Consider the following 19,534-nt stretch of genomic DNA (forward strand, 5'->3'; position numbering starts at 1 on the left):
AAGGTCAAGTGGTGGAATGGGACTATGCAAATTAGAGACCTGGCCATCGCGAGCGGCGCAACCGCACAGACCATACGGTTTTATGAGCGGCGCGGTCTGTTGGATCCCGCAGAACGTGCGGGGAACGGTTACCGCCGATACAACGAAGCGGCCCTCTCGCGCCTGCAATTCATTCGGTCTGCCAAGACGGCTGGTTTAACCTTGTCCGAAATTGGCAGCATCATCACGGTGAGAGAAGCAGGCGAGGTGCCGTGCGGGCACGTTTTAGACCTTCTCGCGGGGAAACTTTCGAATGTGCACCGCCGCCAACAAGAACTTGTACTTCTTGAAACAGAGCTGCAACACCTCATTGACGGGACCCAGCATCTCGATCCGGGCGATTGCGAAGCGGGCAGTGTCTGTCACCTCTTCACCCAAGCTCACCATTAGCGCACAACGTTCATTCACGCCATTAATCGGTGCGAATTCACCGCCATTTACCGCTGCAATTCAGACGTGGAACCATGCGGACTGTCTTCGGCACATTGCCGAGGGACACAAGGGGGACTACAGCAAAATTGGTGCTCCCTCGGGCAAGAGCTGGGACACTTTCGCGAAGTGGTGCATCGGGCAAACTCTTGGTTCTCCGTCGAGTGCGACGTATCAAAAGTCCAACGCCACTTACCTGTTCCAAGCGCCGGTTCAGATTTGGAGCAACGGGACCCTTCAGAAGGCTTATCAGAACCGAGTGTCAGTACGCACAAGCGACCGGGTCGTCGTGACCTCATACATTTCTTGAGCTTAGAATTAGAGATCATGCCTACTTCGGTCTCGAGCGCTAAACTCCTTGATGAACTTTTCTACTACCTCGACGAGTTCACTCCGCCCATCTTTAGCGCCAATCGTTCGCTCACTGTCGTGTCGGTTTCAGCGCCGGACGCCAGTGAACAATCGCCGGTCTTGATTTCCGCTAGTGAGTTCTCATCGCTCTACAGTGAGCTCCTTTCATCCGCGGTAGACGATCCGGCTCCGGTCTCACTTCGAGTAAGGGCCTTCCGTCTGTTTTCGGTCTTGCTCCAGGAAGCAGCGTGGGACCTGTCGGACCCAGGTTCGCGAGGCTACAGACTAGCTAAAGGCAAGTTCATCCCCTGGGACTAGAGCTTGATCAGTGTCACACCGCACGCGAACGTCAGAAGCCCGTGTGAGGCAGTAAGTCTTGTACCGGGCAAAGAAAGCACACAATTCGGCCGGTCGCTGCCGTTACTGGTGAGCAAGAAATTGGAGGCCGCTGCAGTTGCGGCGGCATGGACGTGTCGGTCGTGGGCATCAGAGCCGTGGAATGCGATGGACCCGTCAAAGTCGGCGATAATCTCGTCAAGGTTCTCGACGACGTCATCGTCGAGACGACGGGTGATGTTTCCGTCGAGTTCAGGCTTCACGCCCCGTCGAGCACGAACTATTTTGATGACGACGTCAATCGTTGCGTGGAGCTGGAACAACTGCTGCGTCTTGTTGAGCATGAGGAAGAGCCAGTTACGCGTCGTTCAACTCAGCAAGACATTGGCGTCGACAAAGACTCCTTGAAGCATGAGCCTCAGAGTATCGGTTGAGCAACAGCCACTACTTGTGTCCCGGTCCAGGTTCGGCTACCGGGACACAGTGTGTGCCGCGCGGTCGGGCCAGTCACGATGAGATGCTAGTTCTGTGGAATTGAACCAGGGCACCGATGCGCAAGCCGTTTTCATCCGCCCCTACGGTCAAGCGGATGCCGGAGACACATTGGCAATATTCCTTGCTGCGGTGACCGAGACCGCTGCCACCGACTACTCGCCGGAGCAGATTCAGGCGTGGGCTCGGCCAGAAGCGCGAGATCTGCCCACCTGGCATGCGTCGATGCAGGAGCGGAACAGTTACGTGGCCACCGTGGATGGTGCACCAGCAGGCTTCTCCGATGTGAACCCTGCTGGGTATATCGACATGCTGTTCGTTGCCCCTCGATACCAGCGACAAGGGGTAGCACGACAACTGATCGGACGCGTTGAGGTCCACGCGCGTCAGGCGCAGCTGACAGAACTGATAGCCGATGTCAGCATCACAGCCCGCCCCTTCTTCGAGCGCCACGGCTTCACCGTCGAGGTAGAACAGCACTCGGTGATGGGCGGCGTGTCGCTGACCAATTACAAGATGAAAAAAAAGCTCCTCGACAGCGCGGTGTGCCTGAGCGGGCAGCTTGTCTGCCACACTCAGGACCAGGCGAACACTGTCCGGGATCACCTACCCACGGCACCTTGCCCTGACCCGCGCCGAACCGGGATGCTGTTCGTTTAACGTCACCCCGACGAGCGATCCGCTGGTGTGGCAGGTCGAGGAGTGCTTCGAGCACGCAGCCTTTTTCAAGGCTCATCCAGCAGGTCAACGATGACCACACCGTTGTCGAGGTCGCCTCCCGGCACGGAAACTCGGTGATCATGTCGAAAGACGACTACGACGCGATAACCGAAACTGCCTACCTGCTTCGGAACCCTGCGAAGGCCGAGCGGCTGCTCACGGCGATCGAGCGGGTGCGGCGCGGAGAGTTCAAGCAGCACGACCTGACAGCCGAGTGAGTCGGACTGTCGCCTTCGACCCGAATGGGTGGGACGACTACATCTACTGGCAAACCCAGGACCGCAAGACTCTGAGGCGCATCAACCAGCTAGTCAGCGACGCGTTGAGCGATCCGTTCGCGGGGAGAGGCAAACCTGAGCCCCTCAAGCACCTCCTTGCCGGCGAGTGGTCCCGCCGCATCGACGACACGAATCGGCTGGTCTACTACGTCACGGATGACCACATCATCATCCTGCAAGCTCGCGACCGCTACTGACCCGAGGTCTACGTGTCCTGCAAGAGGTCTCCCTGTGACACGGCTCGACCATCGGAATGACTGCTGGCGGTCTCTGGGTTCGGTTCTCCCGTTGCTGAGTTGCCTGGCCCGACAACACGATGATGCGGTCGATCTCGAGCGCATCGAGCAGCGCTGCCATGCCGCCGCCCGGCAGCGCAAAGGTCTGCCCCGTCGCAAGCGGTGTTCCCAGGTACCCAGGCATGCTTGGAGCGATGATTCGGAACCCGTTCACGAGCAGGTACTCGACCGCCACGAGCCCTTGATCCCACCCGCCGAGGGTGCCGTAGATGGCGAGAATCGGCTCGCCCCTGCCTCGCTCGGCGAACTCAACCGGTCCCGATCCCGTTGAAACGGTTCGCGGGATTTCCGCCAGGCACGCGCGGAAGTCTTTGGACGAGGGCGATCTCAGCGCGGTGGCCATGACCCACTATCGCTTCGACGGCGTGCGTGGTCAATGGCGCGAAATTTCGCGCGTGCAATTTCAGAGCGGATGCTGGCCCGCGCTCCCGACACAGGCTCGCGCTCATCCGTGGCGAGCGCACTATTCGCCCGGGCGCCGTCGAGTGTCACCGCCGTGGCCTCGACGGTTGACCGAACGCTATCCTCGACGGCATGACGCGAGACGGCCCATCCGAGTATGAAACAGACAGGGATGGCCTTCGCCTCCTGGCCGACAGTCGGCAGCCGACAGCCGACAGCTAATCAGGGCCAGCCCTGACCGCATCCTCGCCGGAGCCGACTCGATCACCGCACTGGTACATGCACCTCGATCGAGACGAGCGCCATCGCGTCGCTCAAATCACTGTGCAACATACCGGCACGGTGCCCGTCATCGTCGGGATCGGCACCGGGCGGAGAGGATGCTCCTTCAGCATTCGATCACGTTCACCGCGAGGCCACCTCGAGACGTCTCCTTGTACTTGGTCATCATGTCGGCACCGGTGTCCCGCATGGTCTTGATCGCTTTGTCGAGTGACACCTTGTGGCTGCCGTCTCCGTGGAGGGCGAGGCGGGCAGCGTTGATGGCTTTCACGCTGGCAATAGCGTTGCGCTCGATGCACGGGATCTGCACGAGCCCGCCCACGGGATCGCAGGTCAGGCCCAAATTGTGTTCGATTCCGATTTCCGCAGCGTTCTCCGCCTGGATGGGAGTTCCTCCCAGCGCTTCGCAAAGGGCGCCGGCGGCCATGGAACAGGCCGCGCCGACTTCGCCCTGGCACCCGACTTCCGCGCCTGAGATGGACGCATTCAGCTTGAACAGGATTCCAATCGCCGCGGCCGTCAGCAGGAAACGCACGACACCGTCGTCGTCGGCCCCCGGGACGAACTTCACGTAGTAGTGCAGCACGGCTGGGATGATCCCGGCCGCCCCGTTGGTGGGCGCCGTGACGATCCGCCCACCGGCCGCATTTTCCTCGTTGACGGCCAGCGCAAAGAGATTCACCCATTCCATCGCCCGCAGGGGGTCGGTGGTGTCCTCCGGCGCCTGCAGCGCGCGGAACAGCCCCGGTGCCCGGCGCGTGACCTGCAGGCCACCAGGCAGAATACCGTCGGCAGCACATCCGTTGGCCACGCACGTCTGCATGACGGACCAAATGTTCAGCAGCTTCGTGCGTAGCTCGATCTCCGTGTGCCAGGTGCGCTCGTTGGCCAGCATCACGTCGGAGATGCCGACTCCCTCCCGGGCGCAGATTGCCAGCAGTTCATCGGCCGTCGTAAACGGATGCGGCAGGACGGTTTCATCCACAACCACACGATCCGCACCCACGGCATCCTCATCCACGACGAAGCCTCCACCGACGGAGTAGTAGGTGCGCTCCCGCACCACGCCACCATCGTGGCTCATGACCCGAAAGATCATGCCGTTCGGGTGTGCGGGCAATGATTTGCGCCGATGTAGGAGCACGTCCTCGGTGAAGTTGAAGTCAATGCCGTGCCGACCGGCCAGCATCAACCGTGCGTCGAGTGCGGCCGCCGCCACCTGGTCGTCGGCCGTTGCCGTGTCCACGGTTTCCGGGTCCAGGCCCTGGAGCCCGAGAACCACAGCCTTGTCCGAGCCATGGCCACGGCCGGTCGCGCCCAGCGAGCCGAACAGCTCCGCCTGAACCCGCACGATTCCGTCGAGCAGACCGTCCCGAGCCAGACCCTCGGCGAAGCGTTTCGCCGCGCGCATCGGACCCACCGTGTGGGAGGACGAGGGCCCGATGCCCACGGAGAAAAGGTCCAACACGCTCAATGCCATGTCGTGCTCTCCGCTACCGTGAACTCGCGCATACCGTCCAGGAGCCAGCGGCCCAGGTAATCGGCAAATGATGCCCGAGGGAATACGCGGAACGTTTCGTTGTCAGTTTTCCACAGGACGACCGGAACGTTGCCGATCACGGTGGCGATTGCCACGCCGGTCGAGAAGGCGCGGGGATGCAAGTCGGCCGCGCAGCTCTTCTCCAACACTGCCCGGGCGGAGGGTCCGGCCAGTTCGAACGTCGTGCGGTTGCTGGAGAGATCGACGGTTTGTCCGGCTCCATCGCCGAGGGCCGCCACTAGCTCGGCAGCGAGTGTGCCGTCAAGTGCCTCCTCCTCGGCAACCAGCAGAAACTCGTCCGGCCCCAGCCACAGCACGGCCATTCCGGCGACCCCTGTGGTCACCTGCCCACACGCGGTCGGCAGCCCTCCGGTGACGGCGCCGATGCGGCGACCACCCTCGGAGAGCGGGTCGACACGGATGCCCACCATGACTTGGAACGGGATCTCCCGGAGGGAGACCCGAGCCTCGGCCGACGCGGTTTCAGCGAATTCCGCCCAAAGATGTTCCGCGGGACTGTGGCGACGCGCCGTCAGGTGCGTTTGTTGGACATCCGTTATTTGAGCATCCGTGCTTTCAATCGTGTTAACCATCTCGGCGCTTCCCTTCGGCATCAAAAAGTACTGTTTCCCCAACGACGACGTCCACGCGCTCTGTTCCGAAGACGGCCACCAGGTGTTCCCCGATCCGGTCTCGACCGTTCGTGATCAGCGCGAGCCCGAAGGACCGGCCCAGGGCAGCACTATGATAACTCGACGTCACAAAACCCTGCATCGGAACGGGTCCGACTGCGGGGGTGATGGGCACACCGTGGTCGATGAGTTGGGTACCTTCCGGCAACCGGATCGTCCCATCCGTGGGCATTACGCTCACCAGGTGTTTCCGGCCCTCCGAGCGCACACCGGCACGCTCGTATGAGCGTTTGCCGATGAAGTCCTTGACCTTGGACACCACCCACTCCATGCCCGCATCCTGCGGGGTGACGGTACCGTCGGTATCCTGGCCGACGATCGGGTATCCCTTTTCTGCGCGCAACACGTGCATGGTTTCCGTACCGTATGGGGTGATCTTGAACTCTGCGCCGGCCTCGGTCACGTCCTCCCAAGTCTGCAGCCCGTACCAGGCCGGAACGTTGATCTCGTAAGCCAGCTCACCGGAGAAGGAGATTCGGCAGATTCGAGCAGCAACGCCGGAGGCGAGCACCGTTTCGCGGAACGTCATAAAAGGGAAGGCCTCGGTAGACAGATCAAGCCCCGGCGCCAGCTTGCCGAGCACCGCACGGGACTTCGGCCCGACGACGGCGATCGTGGTCCATTGCTCCGTCACTGACGTGCAGCTCACGTCCAGCTCCGGCCACTCGGTCTGCAGCCATTCCTCGAGCCAGTCCAGCACCTTCGCTGCACCGCCGGTTGTGGTGGTCATGAAGTAGCGGTCGTCATCCAGTCGAAGCGTCACGCCGTCGTCGAAGATCATGCCGTCGGGGGTGCACATGACGCCGTAACGGGCCGAGCCGGGCGCGAGCTTCTTGAAGGCATTGGTGTAAATGCGGTTGAGAAACTCCCCGGCTCCGGTGCCGCGGATTTCAATCTTGCCCAGAGTCGTGGCATCCATGTAGCCCACAGAGTCGCGCACAGCCGCGCATTCGCGCAGCACGGCAGCGTCCATGTCCTCGCCCGCAAGCGGGTAGTACCACGGACGTTTCCACTGGCCGACGTCCTCGAACAGCGCACCGCGCTGTTCATGCCAGGTGTGGATGGACGTCCGGCGAGCGGCGTCAAACAGGTCCCCGCGCTTTCGACCGGCCAAGGCCACGAACGACACCGGCGTGAACGGAGCACGGTACGTCGTGGTGCCGATCGAGCCGATGTCGGCGTCAACGGCGGTGCCCTGTCGGCGAAAAGCAGCAGCAATGACGCCGATCGCGTTCACACCAGAGGTCTTTCCCTGGTCATTGGCGGTGCTGATAGAGGTATAGCGCTTGATGTGCTCCACGCTGCGGAGCCCCGCCCCCGTAGACCGCCAGACATCGGCCACGCTTTGGTCGCGTTGAAAATCGACGAAGTGATGGTTCCAGTCTGACGTCGTCCCTTTGGTTCCGCCGACCAGCCAGAGGGCACGGGTCGGCGCGACGGGCTGCGCCGGACGAGCGGGACGGGCCAACGTGGCGATGGCAGCAGCTACGGCCGCTCCCGTGGAGAATCCGGCGTTGACAGCGGCAATCGCTCCCGCGGATACACCCTCGGCGATACAGTCGGCCAGTGCATAGCTCCCCCGCGCTGCGCCGACGACCTGCTGGTCGCGAACCACCGTCGACGGTACGAATCCGACGAGATCCTGGTCCCAACGCACCTTGCCCTGGGCCTGACTGTGCAGGTGTACCACGGGGCTCCAACCGCCGGAGACTGCCAGGAGGTCAGCCTTGAATTCCTCAATGCCACCCACCGGCGCACCGTCGTCGTCGATCCGGGCGACCGAGACCCGCGCCAGGCGCTGCTCACCCACGGTGTCAACCACAGCACTGCCGTAGAGAACGCGTACGCCCGTTTTGGCCGCCACGAGCGCTGCGAGCGCCGACGGCGCTGGCCGAGCGTCGACTACCGCTGCCACCTCTATACCCACCGCACACAGGTCGGACGCGAGCAGGTATGCGCTGTCGTTTGTGGTCCCGATCACGACGCGGGAGCCCGCTGCCACACCGTACCGGTTGAGGTACGTGCGGGCAGCAGACGCCAGCATGATGCCGGGGCGGTCGTTGTTTTCGAAGACGATCGGTCGTTCGTGCGCGCCGGTCGCCAGCACCACCTGGTTCGCACGGATGTGCCAGATGCGGAGGTGCGAGACGCCGTCGGCCGGGGCCGTCTGCAGATGGTCGGTACGGTTCTCGACGGCGATGAGGAAGTTGCTGTCGTAGGAGCCGAACACCGTCGTGCGGCACAGGATCGTGCACTCGGGGATGCTGGCAAGTTCGGCTCTGATGTCGGCGACCCACTCGAGGGCATCGACGCCGGCTACCTGCTCATCACGGCCGGAAAGCAGTGTTCCGCCCAGCTCGGGCTGGTCGTCGATGAGGATTATGCGGGCGCCAGTGCGGGCCGCCTCCCGTGCCGCTGCCAGCCCGGCTGGACCGCCGCCGACCACAAGAACGTCGGTGTGAACATACTTCTTGTCGTAAACCGCTTCGTCATCGCTCGGGTCAAGCTGACCCAAGCCGGACAGGAATTCAGCCTCAAGACCGTCAACCAGCTCCACGGTCGTGGCTGGGAGCATAGATTCGGCGACGTGGCCGGGGAATCGTCCCGCCACCTTGACCAGCGCATTGGGCTCCTCCACGCCAGCAGACATGATGCCGCGCGGTCGGTTCCCATACAGAGAATTGCCAACCGACACGCGGCCTGCGGCGAGCAGCGCGGAGGCCAGAGTATCGCCAGGATGGCCGGCGTACCCGACGCCGTCCACGATGAAGTTGAAAACCGTACCGCGGTCAATGCGTCCGCCATGGCTGAGCCGATTGGATTGAGTGTGCTGACCGGTCATAGCTGGACTCCTTCCGGTGTTCCTTGGCGGGTAGTACTCATGCCCATACCGGTCGTGGGTTGCGACGTCCGCAGGGCTGGCGGCTCCTGGCCAATGCGATAGACGGCCGTGATGTCATAGCTCACGGTGTCCCGGAGCATATTGAACCACTTTCGGCATCCCGCACTGTGCACCCATCGCTCCGCAAAGAGCCCTTTCGTGTTCTGGCGGTAGAAGAGGTACTCCGCCCACTCCCGGTCGGTGAGCTCTGCCGGATGCTCGGGGTAGGCCACGTGGGCTTGTCCCCCATAGTGAAATTCGGTTTCGTTGCGCGGCCCGCAGTTGGGGCATGGAAACAGCAGCATGGCGTGCTCCTTACGTTCTGAGGGGTCGATTTCTAGTGAGCCACGGCGGCGGCGCCGTGCTCGTCGATCAGGGCGCCGGTTTCGAAACGTTCCAGAGAGAACGGCTTGTTCAGGGCGTGCGGGGCCCCGGTGGCGATGGTGTGGGCGAAGGTCAGGCCCGCTGCCGGCGTTCCCTTGAAGCCGCCGGTTCCCCACCCGCAATTAACGTACATATTCTCAACCGGTGTGGTCCCGATGATGGGCGAGGCATCCATTGTGGTGTCGACGATGCCGCCCCAGGTGCGCAGCACATGGGCCCGGGCGAAGATCGGAAACAGCTCGACGGCGGCGGCCATCTGCTCTTCGATGACGTGGAAGGATCCACGCTGGCCATAGCCGTTGTACGAGTCGACTCCGGCCCCCATCACCAGTTCGCCCTTGTGGGCCTGGGAGACATACACGTGTACCTGATTCGACATCACCACCGTCGGGTGAACGGGTTCGTGCAGCTCGGACACCAACGCCTGCAGCGGGTGGGACTGGATCGGCAGCCGAAACCCGGCCATTTCGGCGAGCAACGAACTGTGTCCGGCCGCGCACAGTCCCACTTTGCCGGTGCTGATGGTGCCACGGCTGGTTTCCACGCCGGTGACCCGCTCGCCGTCTTTGATGAAGCCGGTGACCTCACAGTTCTGGATGATGTCGACCCCCAGCTCGTCGCATTTGCGGGCAAACGCCCACGCCACGTGATCATGCTTGGCGATGCCGGCCCGGGGTTGGTAGGTGGCACCCATGACCGGGTAACGGATGTTGTCGCTGATGTTCAGGATCGGGCAGAGTTCCTTCACCTGCTTCGGGTCGAGCCATTCGGCGTCGACCCCGTTGAGTTGGTTGGCGCCGACCCGACGGATGCTTTCACGAACGTCCCCAAGAGTATGGGCGAGGTTCATGACGCCACGCTGGCTGAAGAGAAAGTCGTATTCGAGCTCTTCCGGCAGGATCTCCCAGAGTTTGAGCGATTGCTCGTAGATCGCCGCGCTCTCATCCCACAGGTAGTTAGAGCGGATGATGGTGGTATTGCGGGCCATATTCCCGCCAGCCAGCCAGCCCTTCTCCAGGATCGCGATGTTCGTCATCCCGTGATTCTTCGCCAGGTAATACGCCGTCGCCAACCCGTGACCGCCGCCACCGATGATCACGGCGTCGTACGACTTCTTGGGATCGGGGTTGTGCCACAGGAACTCCGGGTGCTCCTTCAGCTGTTGGGTACTCACTGAGCGACTCCGCTCAGCACGGCCACGATTGGTTCTTCGGACGATACCGGCGCGGACAGCTGCGGATACAGCGGAAATTTCTCTGTCAGCTTCCGAACCCGCTCGCGCAACAGGATCGCGGAATCCTCACTCAGGTCACCCGAAATGGCGGCCGCGATAATGTCAGCGACCTCGGTGAATTCGGCACGGCCAAATCCGCGGGTGGCCAGTGCCGGTGTGCCGATCCGCAGCCCGGAGGAAATCATGGGCGGCCTCGGGTCGAACGGAACGGCGTTACGGTTCACGGTAATGCCGATGCGGTGCAGCCGATCCTCGCCTTGCTGGCCGTCAAGGGCGGAGTTGCGCAGGTCGACCAACACGAGGTGCACGTCCGTGCCGCCGCCCACCACGGAGATTCCGTATTCCGCGACATCCGAGGCGAGCAGACGTTCGGCGAGGATTTTGGCACCCTCGAGGGTGCGTTCTTGGCGCTCGCGGAAAGCTTGCGTGGCGGCAATTTTGAAGGCGACCGCCTTCGCGGCGATGACGTGTTCCAACGGGCCGCCCTGCTGACCGGGAAACACCGCGCTGTTGATCTTTCGTGCCAGGGACTCACGGCTGAGGATCACCCCGCCCCGAGGGCCACCCAGGGTCTTGTGTGTCGTCGTGGTGACGACGTCGGCGTACGGAACCGGGTTCGAGTGCAGACCAGCAGCTACCAGCCCGGCGAAGTGCGCCATATCCACCATCAGATATGCGCCGGCGAGGTCTGCGATGCGGCGGAACTCCGCAAAATCGAGCTGTCGGGTGTATGCGGACCACCCGGCCACGATCAGTTTGGGTTGGTGTTCCAATGTCAGCGCTTCCAGTTCGACCATATCCACGGTCATGTCTGATTCGCGCACGTGGTACGCAATGGCGTTGTACAACTTGCCGGAGAAATTCAGCCGCATGCCGTGCGTCAGGTGCCCGCCGTGGGACAGGTCCAATCCCAGGATGGTGTCGCCGGGGTTTAGGAGCGCCGCCATGGCGGCGGCGTTCGCTTGCGCGCCCGAGTGTGGCTGCACGTTGGCGGCCTCGGCACCAAAGAGTGCCTTCACTCGGTCGATCGCCAGCTGTTCAATCACGTCAATGTGCTCGCAGCCACCGTAATAGCGCTTGCCCGGGTAACCCTCCGCGTACTTGTTGGTCAGTACCGAGCCCTGTGCTTCCATGACGGCTGCGGGGGCGAAATTTTCAGAGGCGATCATTTCCAGTGTCGATTGCTGACGAGCCAGCTCTCGAGTGATGGCCTCGCCGACCTCGGCATCTACGCTGGACAGAGTACCGGTGAGCACATCGGCCATGGGTTAGCTCCTTGCAAATCGCCGCTAATACGTAACTATTAGCCAATTGATATATTAGATTAAGTGCAACAATATAGTGCGGCCAGTTCGACGTCAAGGACTTCCTCTGGGGCAAGCGACCCGAGGAGAAACCATGACGAACGCTACAGCAGCGGCTGAGCCAGATCTGTCGTTGTCAGAGCATGCCTACCGCAGTCTGCGCGACCAGCTGATCATGCTGGAGATACGCCCGGGCGATGCCATCAACGATTCAGCCCTGGCGGCGAGCCTCGGTATTGGGCGCACCCCCGTGCGCGAGGCGCTCAAGCGACTCGAGAGCGATCACCTCGTCGTCTCGTACCCGCGCCGCGGAACTTTTGCCACCCGCGTCGACTTCACCGAGTTGGCAGACATTTCGGAGATCCGCCAATTACTGGAGCCACTCGCGGCCCGACGTGCGGCGCAGAACGCCACCGCGCCAATGCGCGCAAAATTCCGAGATTTAGCCGCTAGTATTGCGCGTTCAGAACCTGGCAACTCGGACCAGCATGACCTGATGCGCTTTGACATCAAAGTACACCGGCAGATCTATGCCGCAGCCGGCAATGCGCATCTGGAAGACGTGCTGATCCGCTACGACAACCTGGCAACGCGCATCTGGTGTCTGGTGCTCGACAAAATCCCATCCGTGGTCGGGCACATCACCGAGCATGTCAAGCTGCTCCAGGCCATCGCCGACGGTGACGGCGAACTTTCCGCTGGGCTGGCCCTCGAGCACGTGACCAACTTTGAGAAGACCATCCGCACCGCCCTTTAGACGGTTCCTGGTGGGCGGCGCCTGCCTCAGGCGGCGAAAAGAGCTTCGCGTACCGCCTGCTCGAAGCCACTCACGTGGATCCGCGCGAGTTCGGCGGCACCTGCCTCATCTCCGTCGATAACGGCACGGAGCAGGTCCACATGCTCATGGACGTGCCGGGACAGGTCAGGCAGGCGATCCAGGACCATGCACCAGATTCGTGTCGCAAGATTGTCGTAGCGGATCAGGACATCTTCGAGGTGGGGATTGGCGGCCGCCGCATAAATGCCGCGGTGCACGCTGGCGTCCAACCGCAGCGTTTCGACGACGGACGCTGCGCTCGCGTCGAATCCCTCGACGGCGCGCATGACCTCCCGCAACTGTTCCCTGGCAGACACCGTGGCCACGCGGGCAGCCCGGGAAGCGGCAAGGGGTTCCAGCTGCGTGCGGATTTCGGAAATGAACGCAAGGTCAGTAACGTCCACGCGGGTCGCGAAAGTTCCTCTCCGCGGGTAGGACACAACGAGGCGATCGAGCTCCAGCCGTTTCAAGGCTTCGCGCACCGGCGTGCGCCCGACGCCCAAGTCTTTGGCGAGCTCGCCATCACTGAGTAGATCGCCAGGCTTGATGTCCAGAGTCAGCAGCCGATCGCGAACGCGTTCGTAGGCTATATCCGCCAACGACCTCCGTGCGGCACCAGCACCAGCACCAGCACCAGCACCAGCACTCACTGAAGCTTCAACCGCCATTCGTTGACCCCTTTCAAATCGAGCAAGAAGGCTATTGACCTATCTCAGTCGCCAGTATACGCTGATCACCAAATCAGATATATCAGTAGTAATACTGCCAATATATATAGGGGCGGAGACATGACGCTAATTTCGACAGACTCATCTACCAGCACACTGCCTCAATCGGAGGTTCTTGGGCAAGAGCAGACGAAGAAGTTCGTTCTCACATTGTCGTGCGTCGAACGCGCAGGCATCGTCCACGCGGTCACAACGTTCCTGTTCGAGCGTGGCTTCAACATTGAAGAACACCAGCAGTTCGATGACGGCCTCCGAGAGACTCTGCATCTCCGCACCGCATTCTCGGGCCCTTCTACTTACACCCCGGACGGTCTCGAGGAAGAATTCCGATCGATTGCTGCCCGCTTCGACATGAAATTTAGCTTTCATGACGAGACGAAGCAACGCATCCTGGTCATGGTGTCCAAGTTCGGGCACTGCCTGAACGACTTACTCTTTCGCTGGCGGGGCGGAAGCCTCCACGGCGACATTGCCCTTGTGGTTTCCAATCATGAAACCCACCGGGCAATGGTTGAGGCCGCCGGCGTCCCCTTCATCTACCTCCCGGTGACTCCCGCGACCAAATTGGACGCCGAGCGGCGCTTACTGGAACTGGTGGAGGAGCAGAAAATCGACCTCGTCGTGCTTGCCCGGTACATGCAGGTTCTGTCCGATGACCTCTGCCGCTCGCTGGAAGGCCGCGCTATCAACATCCACCATTCCTTTCTCCCGGGATTCAAGGGCGCACGCCCTTACCACCAGGCCTACGACCGTGGCGTAAAGCTGGTGGGCGCCACGGCCCACTACGTCACTGCGGAACTCGATGAGGGGCCAATCATCGAACAGGAAGTCATCAGGGTCGACCACAGCTATGGACCGACCGCTCTTTCAACAGTCGGACGGGACGCCGAAGCACTGGCACTCTCCCGGGCCGTGCGCTGGCACTGCGAACACCGTGTACTTCTGGATCGGAACAGCACCGTCGTGTTCCGGTAAGTAGAAGCCACCCAACCAGCAGGTATTGACACACAAAAATCAGGAGGAGAAACCACATGGCATCGACGCCAAGCATTGTCATTATCGGAGCTGGAATAGTCGGAACGAACCTGGCCGATGAACTCGTCACCCGAGGTTGGAACAACATCACTGTGCTGGACCAAGGGCCGCTGCACATGCCCGGGGGCTCAACGTCCCACGCCCCCGGTCTCGTCTTCCAGACAAACGCCTCGAAATCCATGGCACTCTTCGCCAAATACACGGTGGAGAAGCTACTCTCCTTGACCGAAGACGGCGTCAACTGCTTCAACCAGGTCGGCGGCCTCGAAGTCGCCACCACCGAGACCCGTCTCGCTGACCTGAAGCGAAAGCTCGGATACGCAGCATCGCATGGAATTACCGGAAAAATTCTTTCACGTGAAGAGTGCATGGAGCTCTACCCGCTCCTGAACGAGGAAGATATCCTCGGTGGACTACATGTTCCCAGCGACGGCCTGGCCAACGCCGCCCGCGCCGTTCAGTTGCTGATCAAGCGCACGGAAGCCGCGGGCGTCCAGTACCTGGGCAACACCACTGTCACGGGTATTGAACAGTCCGGCCGGCGCGTCACAGGTGTCCAGACGTCCGACGGTGTTATCCCCGCGGACATCGTGGTTTCCTGCGCAGGCTTTTGGGGGGCCAAGATCGGCGAAATGATCGGCATGTCCGTTCCTCTTCTACCCTTGGCCCACCAGTACGTCACGACCACTCCGGTACCAGCGTTGAAGGGCAAGAACAGCCTGCCCAACGGGGCCTCCTTACCCATCCTGCGACACCAGGACCAGGACCTGTACTACCGCGAGCACGGCGAGCGCTACGGCATCGGTTCCTACGCCCACCGCCCAATGCCCGTGGACCTCGACGAACTCGGCACCTTTGAGCCCGCCACGATCAGCGAACACAACATGCCCTCCCGGCTGGACTTCACCGTGGATGACTTCCTTCCGGCCTGGGAGGCCACCAAGCGGATCCTGCCCGCGCTTTCGGAAAGCAATATAGAGGATGGCTTCAATGGCATTTTCTCCTTCACCCCCGACGGCGGATCCCTGGTGGGCGAGTCCAAGGAGTTGGACGGCTTCTTCGTTGCCGAAGCCGTGTGGGTGACCCACTCTGCCGGTATCGCCCGCGCCGTTGCCCAACTGCTGACCACCGGAAGGTCGGAGATCGATCTGGGTGATTGTGATATTCACCGCTTTGAAGAGGTCCAGTTAACCCCGGAATACGTCAGCGAAACATCACAGCAGAATTTCGTCGAAATCTACGACGTCCTCCACCCACTCCAGTCCAAGCTGTCCCCCCGCAACCTCCGCGTGAGTCCGTTCCACGCGCGCCACAAGCAGTTGGGCGGGTTCTTCCTGGAGAGCGGCGGATGGGAACGCCCCTACTGGTTCGAAGCAAACGCGGAGCTGTTGAAGGAGATGCCGGACAGCTGGCTGCCGCCAGCTCGCGACGCGTGGTCGGGGATGTTCAGCTCGCCCATTGCTGCCGCGGAAGCGTGGAAGACCCGCACGGCAGTTGCCATGTACGACATGACTCCGCTCAAGCGCCTCGAGGTCTCCGGCCCGGGCGCTCTGAAGCTGCTGCAGGAACTCACCACTGCGGACCTGGCCAAGAAGCCCGGTGCAGTCACGTACACCCTCCTGCTGGACGACGCCGGCGGCATCCGAAGCGACATCACCGTGGCCCGGTTGAGCGAAGACACCTTCCAGCTCGGAGCCAACGGAAACATCGACACTGCCTACTTTGAGAGGGCAGCCCGCCATCAGACTGAAAGCGGGAGCGCCAGCGACTGGGTACAGGTGCGCGACACGACGGGCGGCACGTGCTGCATTGGCCTCTGGGGGCCCCTCGCTCGGGACCTGATCAGCACCGTCAGCAGCGACGATTTCAGCAATGACGGTCTCAAATACTTCCGCGCCAAGAAAGTAGTCATCGGCGGCGTCAACGTAACGGCCATGCGCTTGTCCTACGTCGGCGAACTGGGCTGGGAACTCTACACAAGTGCCGACAACGGTCAGCGCCTCTGGGATGCGCTCTGGAAGGCCGGCCAGCCTCACGGTGTCATAGCGGCAGGCCGTGCAGCTTTTGGTGCGCTGCGTCTTGAAAAGGGTTACCGATCCTGGGGCACGGACATGACGACCGAGCACGACCCCCTGGAAGCCGGACTGGGATTCGCCGTGAAGATGGCCAAGGCATCCTTCGTCGGAAAAAAAGCGCTGGAAGGCCGTAGCGAGGAAAACTCCGAACGGAACCTGTGCTGCCTGACGGTCGACGACGGCCGGAGTATCGTCCTGGGCAAGGAACCGGTGTTTTACAAGGACCAGGCGGTCGGCTACGTCACCAGCGCCGCCTACGGCTACACCGTCGCAAAACCGATCGCCTACGCGTACCTTCCGACGGCTGTCACTGTCGGGGACTCTGTTGAGATCGAGTACTTCGGCCGGCGCATTCAGGCCACGGTCACCGCAGATCCGCTCTACGACCCCACGATGTCCAGGTTGCGCGGCTAACGCCCCGCCGGGGCCGTTATGAAAATGGAGTGCCAGCACCTCTGAGGGTCGATGCGCGGTGTGCGCAAACCCGGGCCACGACTTCCCGTTTAGCCGTAAGCCGGGAGCAAGCTCTGCTGGCGGTCCGGACTGAAGCACTCAGCCGTGATGCACGACCGCGAAGAAATCTCTGGACACACATCCAGGCCTGCAATACGATGCCTCAGATATATCTTTACTGGTGATTTAGGAATATCAGCCGTCAAAGGCCGAATTATGATTTTCGATTTGGAGGAGGCTCTCAACCTTCTGCCCGATCTGACCCCAAGGGCCATGTGTAACCACAGGCCTATGCCGCATCGAACAAAGGACACGCTTATGCCTTTTAATAGTGACCTAAAATCCCATACACCCGGGGAGTTACCTGCCAACAATGATGTGGCAGAGACTCCGCGTAATGACGAGTCCCGAAGGGGGGAGAAGAGTAATGCAATCATTGGTGTCTCCGGCGAAGTAGACACAATCCCCGCACGCGCCGTGCCGGACGCCGAGTACGGGCAAATCCTCGAAGAATTGCGTCATGCCCAGACCGAGCAGGCAGTTGCGGATCGCCGCAACCATAAGCTCAGTCTCGACAAAATCATCTTCGGGATCACCGGCGCCATCGCCATTGCCTTTGTTGTCTGGGGCTTTGTGGGACGCGATAGTTTGTCCAGCACTTCCACGGGTGCCCTCAATTGGGTCATGGAGTACACCGGCTGGCTCTTCATGCTCGTGGCATCGCTCTTCGTGATCTTTGTCCTGTGGCTGGCCCTGGGTAAGTTCGGCAACATCCCGCTGGGTAAGGACGGCGAAAGGCCCGAATTCCGCACTGTCTCCTGGATCGCAATGATGTTCGCCGCCGGCATGGGCATCGGGCTGATGTTCTACGGCGTGGCCGAACCCCTTTATCACTATATCTCTCCCCCGCCCGGCACCGTGGACGGACGAACCCCCGAAGCCATCCAGACTGCCATGGCCACCTCGATCTTCCACTGGACGCTGCACCCCTGGGCCATGTATGCCATTGTCGGCATCCCAATTGCCTACGGGACGTACCGCCTGGGTCGCAGGCAATTGATCTCCGTCGCATTCACGTCACTCTTCGGAGTCAGGACGGTCGAAGGGCCAGTCGGGAAGTTCATCAACATCCTGGCCATTTTCGCCACCTTGTTTGGAACCGCTGCATCGTTGGGCCTTGGTGCCCTGCAGATTGGCAGCGGCATGACGTCCAACGGTTGGTTCGGCGAGATCGGCACCCCCGTGCTCGTGGCGATTGTCGCTGTCCTGACCTTGTGCTTCGTCGCTTCAGCCGTCTCTGGAATCAGCCGCGGTATCAAGTGGCTTTCCAACATCAACATGGTCCTGGCCGTCGTCCTGGCATTGATCGTCTTCGTCGCGGGCCCCACTCTTTTCATCCTTAACTTGATCCCCTCTGCAGTTGGCGAGTACGCCCGCGACCTGGCCGAAATGTCGTCCCGGACTGAAGCGGTCGGCGATGAGTCGCTGCGCAGCTGGATGAGCAGCTGGACAATCTTCTACTGGGCCTGGTGGATCTCATGGACCCCGTTCGTCGGTCTCTTCATCGCCCGCATTAGCCGCGGTCGCACCATCCGCCAGCTCGTCACCGGAGTGCTTCTGGTGCCCAGCGTCGTCAGCGTGATCTGGTTTGCCGTCTTCGGAGGCGCAGCCTTCCAAATTCAGCAGGAAGCCGACAGAACCAACACCCCGGGCCTGGTCACCGTGGTCGACGGGACACCGACCGTCAACTTCGACGGAGCACTCTTCGACCTGATCAAGAACCTGAGCATGCCTGACTGGGCCACTACTGCCGTTATCGTGCTGGCCATGGTTTTGGTCGCTATCTTCTTTATCACTGGTGCCGACGCTGCCTCAATCGTGATGGGATCGCTCAGCTCCAATGGCGCCGAGCACCCCCGCCGCGGAGTGATCATCTTCTGGGGCTGCCTCACCGGTGCCGTGGCGGCGGTCATGTTGCTGGCCGGCGGCGATGCACCATCGGAAGCCTTGGCTGGCCTGCAACGAATAACCATCGTGGCAGCGCTACCGTTCGTCATCGTCATGGTGTTGCTCTGCTTCGCTCTCACCAAGGACCTGCGTCGCGATCCTCTCTTCCTGCGGCGTCGCCTGGCCACATCCGTCGTAGAGCGAGCAATGCGCACCGGCGTGGAACAACACGGCGGCGTGCAGTTCGACCTCGTGACAAAGCACGACTGCGCCGAGAAATGCTCCGACTCGGACTGCCCGGGGGGCACTCGCACGGGGAGCATCCCAACCTTCGAGCCCCAGCAGCCGGGCCCGGACGGTAAATAGCGGCGCACCTTAGGTAGCAGCCCACCTCGGCGGCACGCGGCTTCTTCAGGCCCGTGCCGCCGAGCCTCACCCACCCCCAACGAATAGCAAAGGTATGTACATGTCCCAGCTCCGCGACCAACAACAGACGCTACGGATTAGCAGCGAAGGGAAAGATTTCGTGGATATCCAGTTGGAGTGCTCAAATCCAGTCACTGTTCAGCTGCAACTGGATGGCGGCTGCAATTGCCAACACGACCAAGGGAACCGCCCGGGCTCGTATGTTGACAGTGACCTCGGTCCTCGCTGACGGCAGCGGCGTCCCGCGCCCTGATTAATAGTCCTTGGCGCCCGGCCGCATTTTCGGAACTGTTTCGACAGCGACGCGCAATGGACCACATTCGCGAATACCGCATCCATACACGGCTCAGCAAACGGCTCAGCAAACGGCAGATCCTGTCCGTTCGTCTTTAC

Annotated in this window: 17 protein-coding genes; 8 read left to right on the forward strand and 9 right to left on the reverse strand. The window is 61.6% G+C overall.

The genetic code is table 11. The annotated features are described in order from the left end of the window. Positions 1-24: 24 nt before the first annotated feature. Positions 25-429 (forward strand): heavy metal-responsive transcriptional regulator, encoded by a 405-nt coding sequence (locus tag CXY80_RS10850; protein ID WP_092448670.1) that lies wholly within the window; start codon positions 25-27, stop codon positions 427-429. 704 nt (positions 430-1,133) lie between these two features. Here the strand turns inward: CXY80_RS10850 and CXY80_RS19130 are convergent. Next, the gene (locus tag CXY80_RS19130; RefSeq protein WP_134477528.1) at positions 1,134-1,499 is read right to left on the reverse strand and encodes a hypothetical protein; all 366 of its coding nucleotides are present in this window, start codon (positions 1,497-1,499) and stop codon (positions 1,134-1,136) included. 184 nt (positions 1,500-1,683) lie between these two features. On the opposite strand from CXY80_RS19130, the gene CXY80_RS10865 reads away from it, so the two are divergent. The 3 genes from CXY80_RS10865 to CXY80_RS10875 all read left to right on the forward strand — a co-directional run bounded on the left by CXY80_RS10865 (position 1,684) and on the right by CXY80_RS10875 (position 2,842). Beyond that, positions 1,684-2,307, forward strand: coding sequence for a GNAT family N-acetyltransferase (locus tag CXY80_RS10865; protein WP_233195265.1), 624 nt, complete (start codon positions 1,684-1,686; stop codon positions 2,305-2,307). Positions 2,308-2,381: 74 nt separating this feature from the next. Then, positions 2,382-2,585 (forward strand): type II toxin-antitoxin system Phd/YefM family antitoxin, encoded by a 204-nt coding sequence (locus CXY80_RS10870; RefSeq protein ID WP_369828682.1) that lies wholly within the window; start codon positions 2,382-2,384, stop codon positions 2,583-2,585. After that, entirely contained in the window at positions 2,582-2,842 is a 261-nt protein-coding gene (locus tag CXY80_RS10875) for a Txe/YoeB family addiction module toxin (RefSeq protein WP_092448674.1), read from the forward strand. The genes CXY80_RS10870 and CXY80_RS10875 overlap by 4 nt, the downstream gene beginning before the upstream one ends. Here the strand turns inward: CXY80_RS10875 and CXY80_RS10880 are convergent. The 7 genes from CXY80_RS10880 to glyA all read right to left on the reverse strand — a co-directional run bounded on the left by CXY80_RS10880 (position 2,814) and on the right by glyA (position 11,621). Further along, a complete protein-coding gene (locus CXY80_RS10880; RefSeq protein ID WP_092448675.1) occupies positions 2,814-3,284 on the reverse strand; it encodes an alpha/beta fold hydrolase in 471 nt (156 codons plus the stop codon). The genes CXY80_RS10875 and CXY80_RS10880 overlap by 29 nt on opposite strands. Before the next feature lie 447 nt (positions 3,285-3,731). After that, complete coding sequence (locus tag CXY80_RS10885) at positions 3,732-5,105, reverse strand: L-serine ammonia-lyase (RefSeq protein ID WP_104132528.1); 1,374 nt, start codon at positions 5,103-5,105, stop codon at positions 3,732-3,734. After that, positions 5,096-5,758 carry a sarcosine oxidase subunit gamma gene (locus tag CXY80_RS10890; RefSeq protein WP_104132529.1) on the reverse strand — a complete coding sequence of 221 codons (663 nt, stop codon included), beginning with the start codon at positions 5,756-5,758 and terminating at the stop codon, positions 5,096-5,098. Before CXY80_RS10890 ends, CXY80_RS10885 begins: the two co-directional genes overlap by 10 nt. Continuing rightward, on the reverse strand, positions 5,751-8,699 hold the full coding sequence (locus CXY80_RS10895; protein ID WP_092448678.1) for a 2Fe-2S iron-sulfur cluster-binding protein: 2,949 nt from the start codon (positions 8,697-8,699) through the stop codon (positions 5,751-5,753). The genes CXY80_RS10890 and CXY80_RS10895 overlap by 8 nt, the downstream gene beginning before the upstream one ends. Further along, positions 8,696-9,043, reverse strand: coding sequence for a sarcosine oxidase subunit delta (locus tag CXY80_RS10900; protein ID WP_092448679.1), 348 nt, complete (start codon positions 9,041-9,043; stop codon positions 8,696-8,698). The genes CXY80_RS10895 and CXY80_RS10900 overlap by 4 nt, the downstream gene beginning before the upstream one ends. A gap of 32 nt (positions 9,044-9,075) precedes the next feature. After that, the gene (locus CXY80_RS10905) at positions 9,076-10,296 is read right to left on the reverse strand and encodes a sarcosine oxidase subunit beta family protein (protein WP_092448680.1); all 1,221 of its coding nucleotides are present in this window, start codon (positions 10,294-10,296) and stop codon (positions 9,076-9,078) included. Continuing rightward, positions 10,293-11,621, reverse strand: a complete 1,329-nt coding sequence (glyA, locus tag CXY80_RS10910) for a serine hydroxymethyltransferase (protein ID WP_092448681.1) — start codon at positions 11,619-11,621, stop codon at positions 10,293-10,295. Before glyA ends, CXY80_RS10905 begins: the two co-directional genes overlap by 4 nt. A gap of 133 nt (positions 11,622-11,754) precedes the next feature. On the opposite strand from glyA, the gene CXY80_RS10915 reads away from it, so the two are divergent. Continuing rightward, on the forward strand, positions 11,755-12,417 hold the full coding sequence (locus tag CXY80_RS10915; protein WP_104132530.1) for a GntR family transcriptional regulator: 663 nt from the start codon (positions 11,755-11,757) through the stop codon (positions 12,415-12,417). A 26-nt stretch (positions 12,418-12,443) separates the two neighbouring features. Here CXY80_RS10915 and CXY80_RS10920 read toward each other — a convergent pair whose 3' ends face one another. After that, positions 12,444-13,145, reverse strand: a complete 702-nt coding sequence (locus CXY80_RS10920; protein WP_104132531.1) for a GntR family transcriptional regulator — start codon at positions 13,143-13,145, stop codon at positions 12,444-12,446. Positions 13,146-13,265: 120 nt separating this feature from the next. Between CXY80_RS10920 and purU the strand changes: the two genes are divergently transcribed. From purU to CXY80_RS10935, 3 genes are all read left to right on the forward strand, one after another. Continuing rightward, a complete protein-coding gene (gene purU / locus CXY80_RS10925) occupies positions 13,266-14,180 on the forward strand; it encodes a formyltetrahydrofolate deformylase (RefSeq protein ID WP_092448684.1) in 915 nt (304 codons plus the stop codon). A 56-nt stretch (positions 14,181-14,236) separates the two neighbouring features. Beyond that, positions 14,237-16,729, forward strand: coding sequence for an FAD-dependent oxidoreductase (locus CXY80_RS10930; protein WP_104132532.1), 2,493 nt, complete (start codon positions 14,237-14,239; stop codon positions 16,727-16,729). Positions 16,730-17,086: 357 nt separating this feature from the next. Beyond that, positions 17,087-19,081, forward strand: a complete 1,995-nt coding sequence (locus CXY80_RS10935) for a BCCT family transporter (RefSeq protein WP_104132533.1) — start codon at positions 17,087-17,089, stop codon at positions 19,079-19,081. Positions 19,082-19,534: the final 453 nt, after the last annotated feature.

Origin of the sequence: Cryobacterium sp. M91, from assembly GCF_002929615.1 — a bacterium.
GTDB classification, from domain to species: domain Bacteria; phylum Actinomycetota; class Actinomycetes; order Actinomycetales; family Microbacteriaceae; genus Cryobacterium; species Cryobacterium levicorallinum.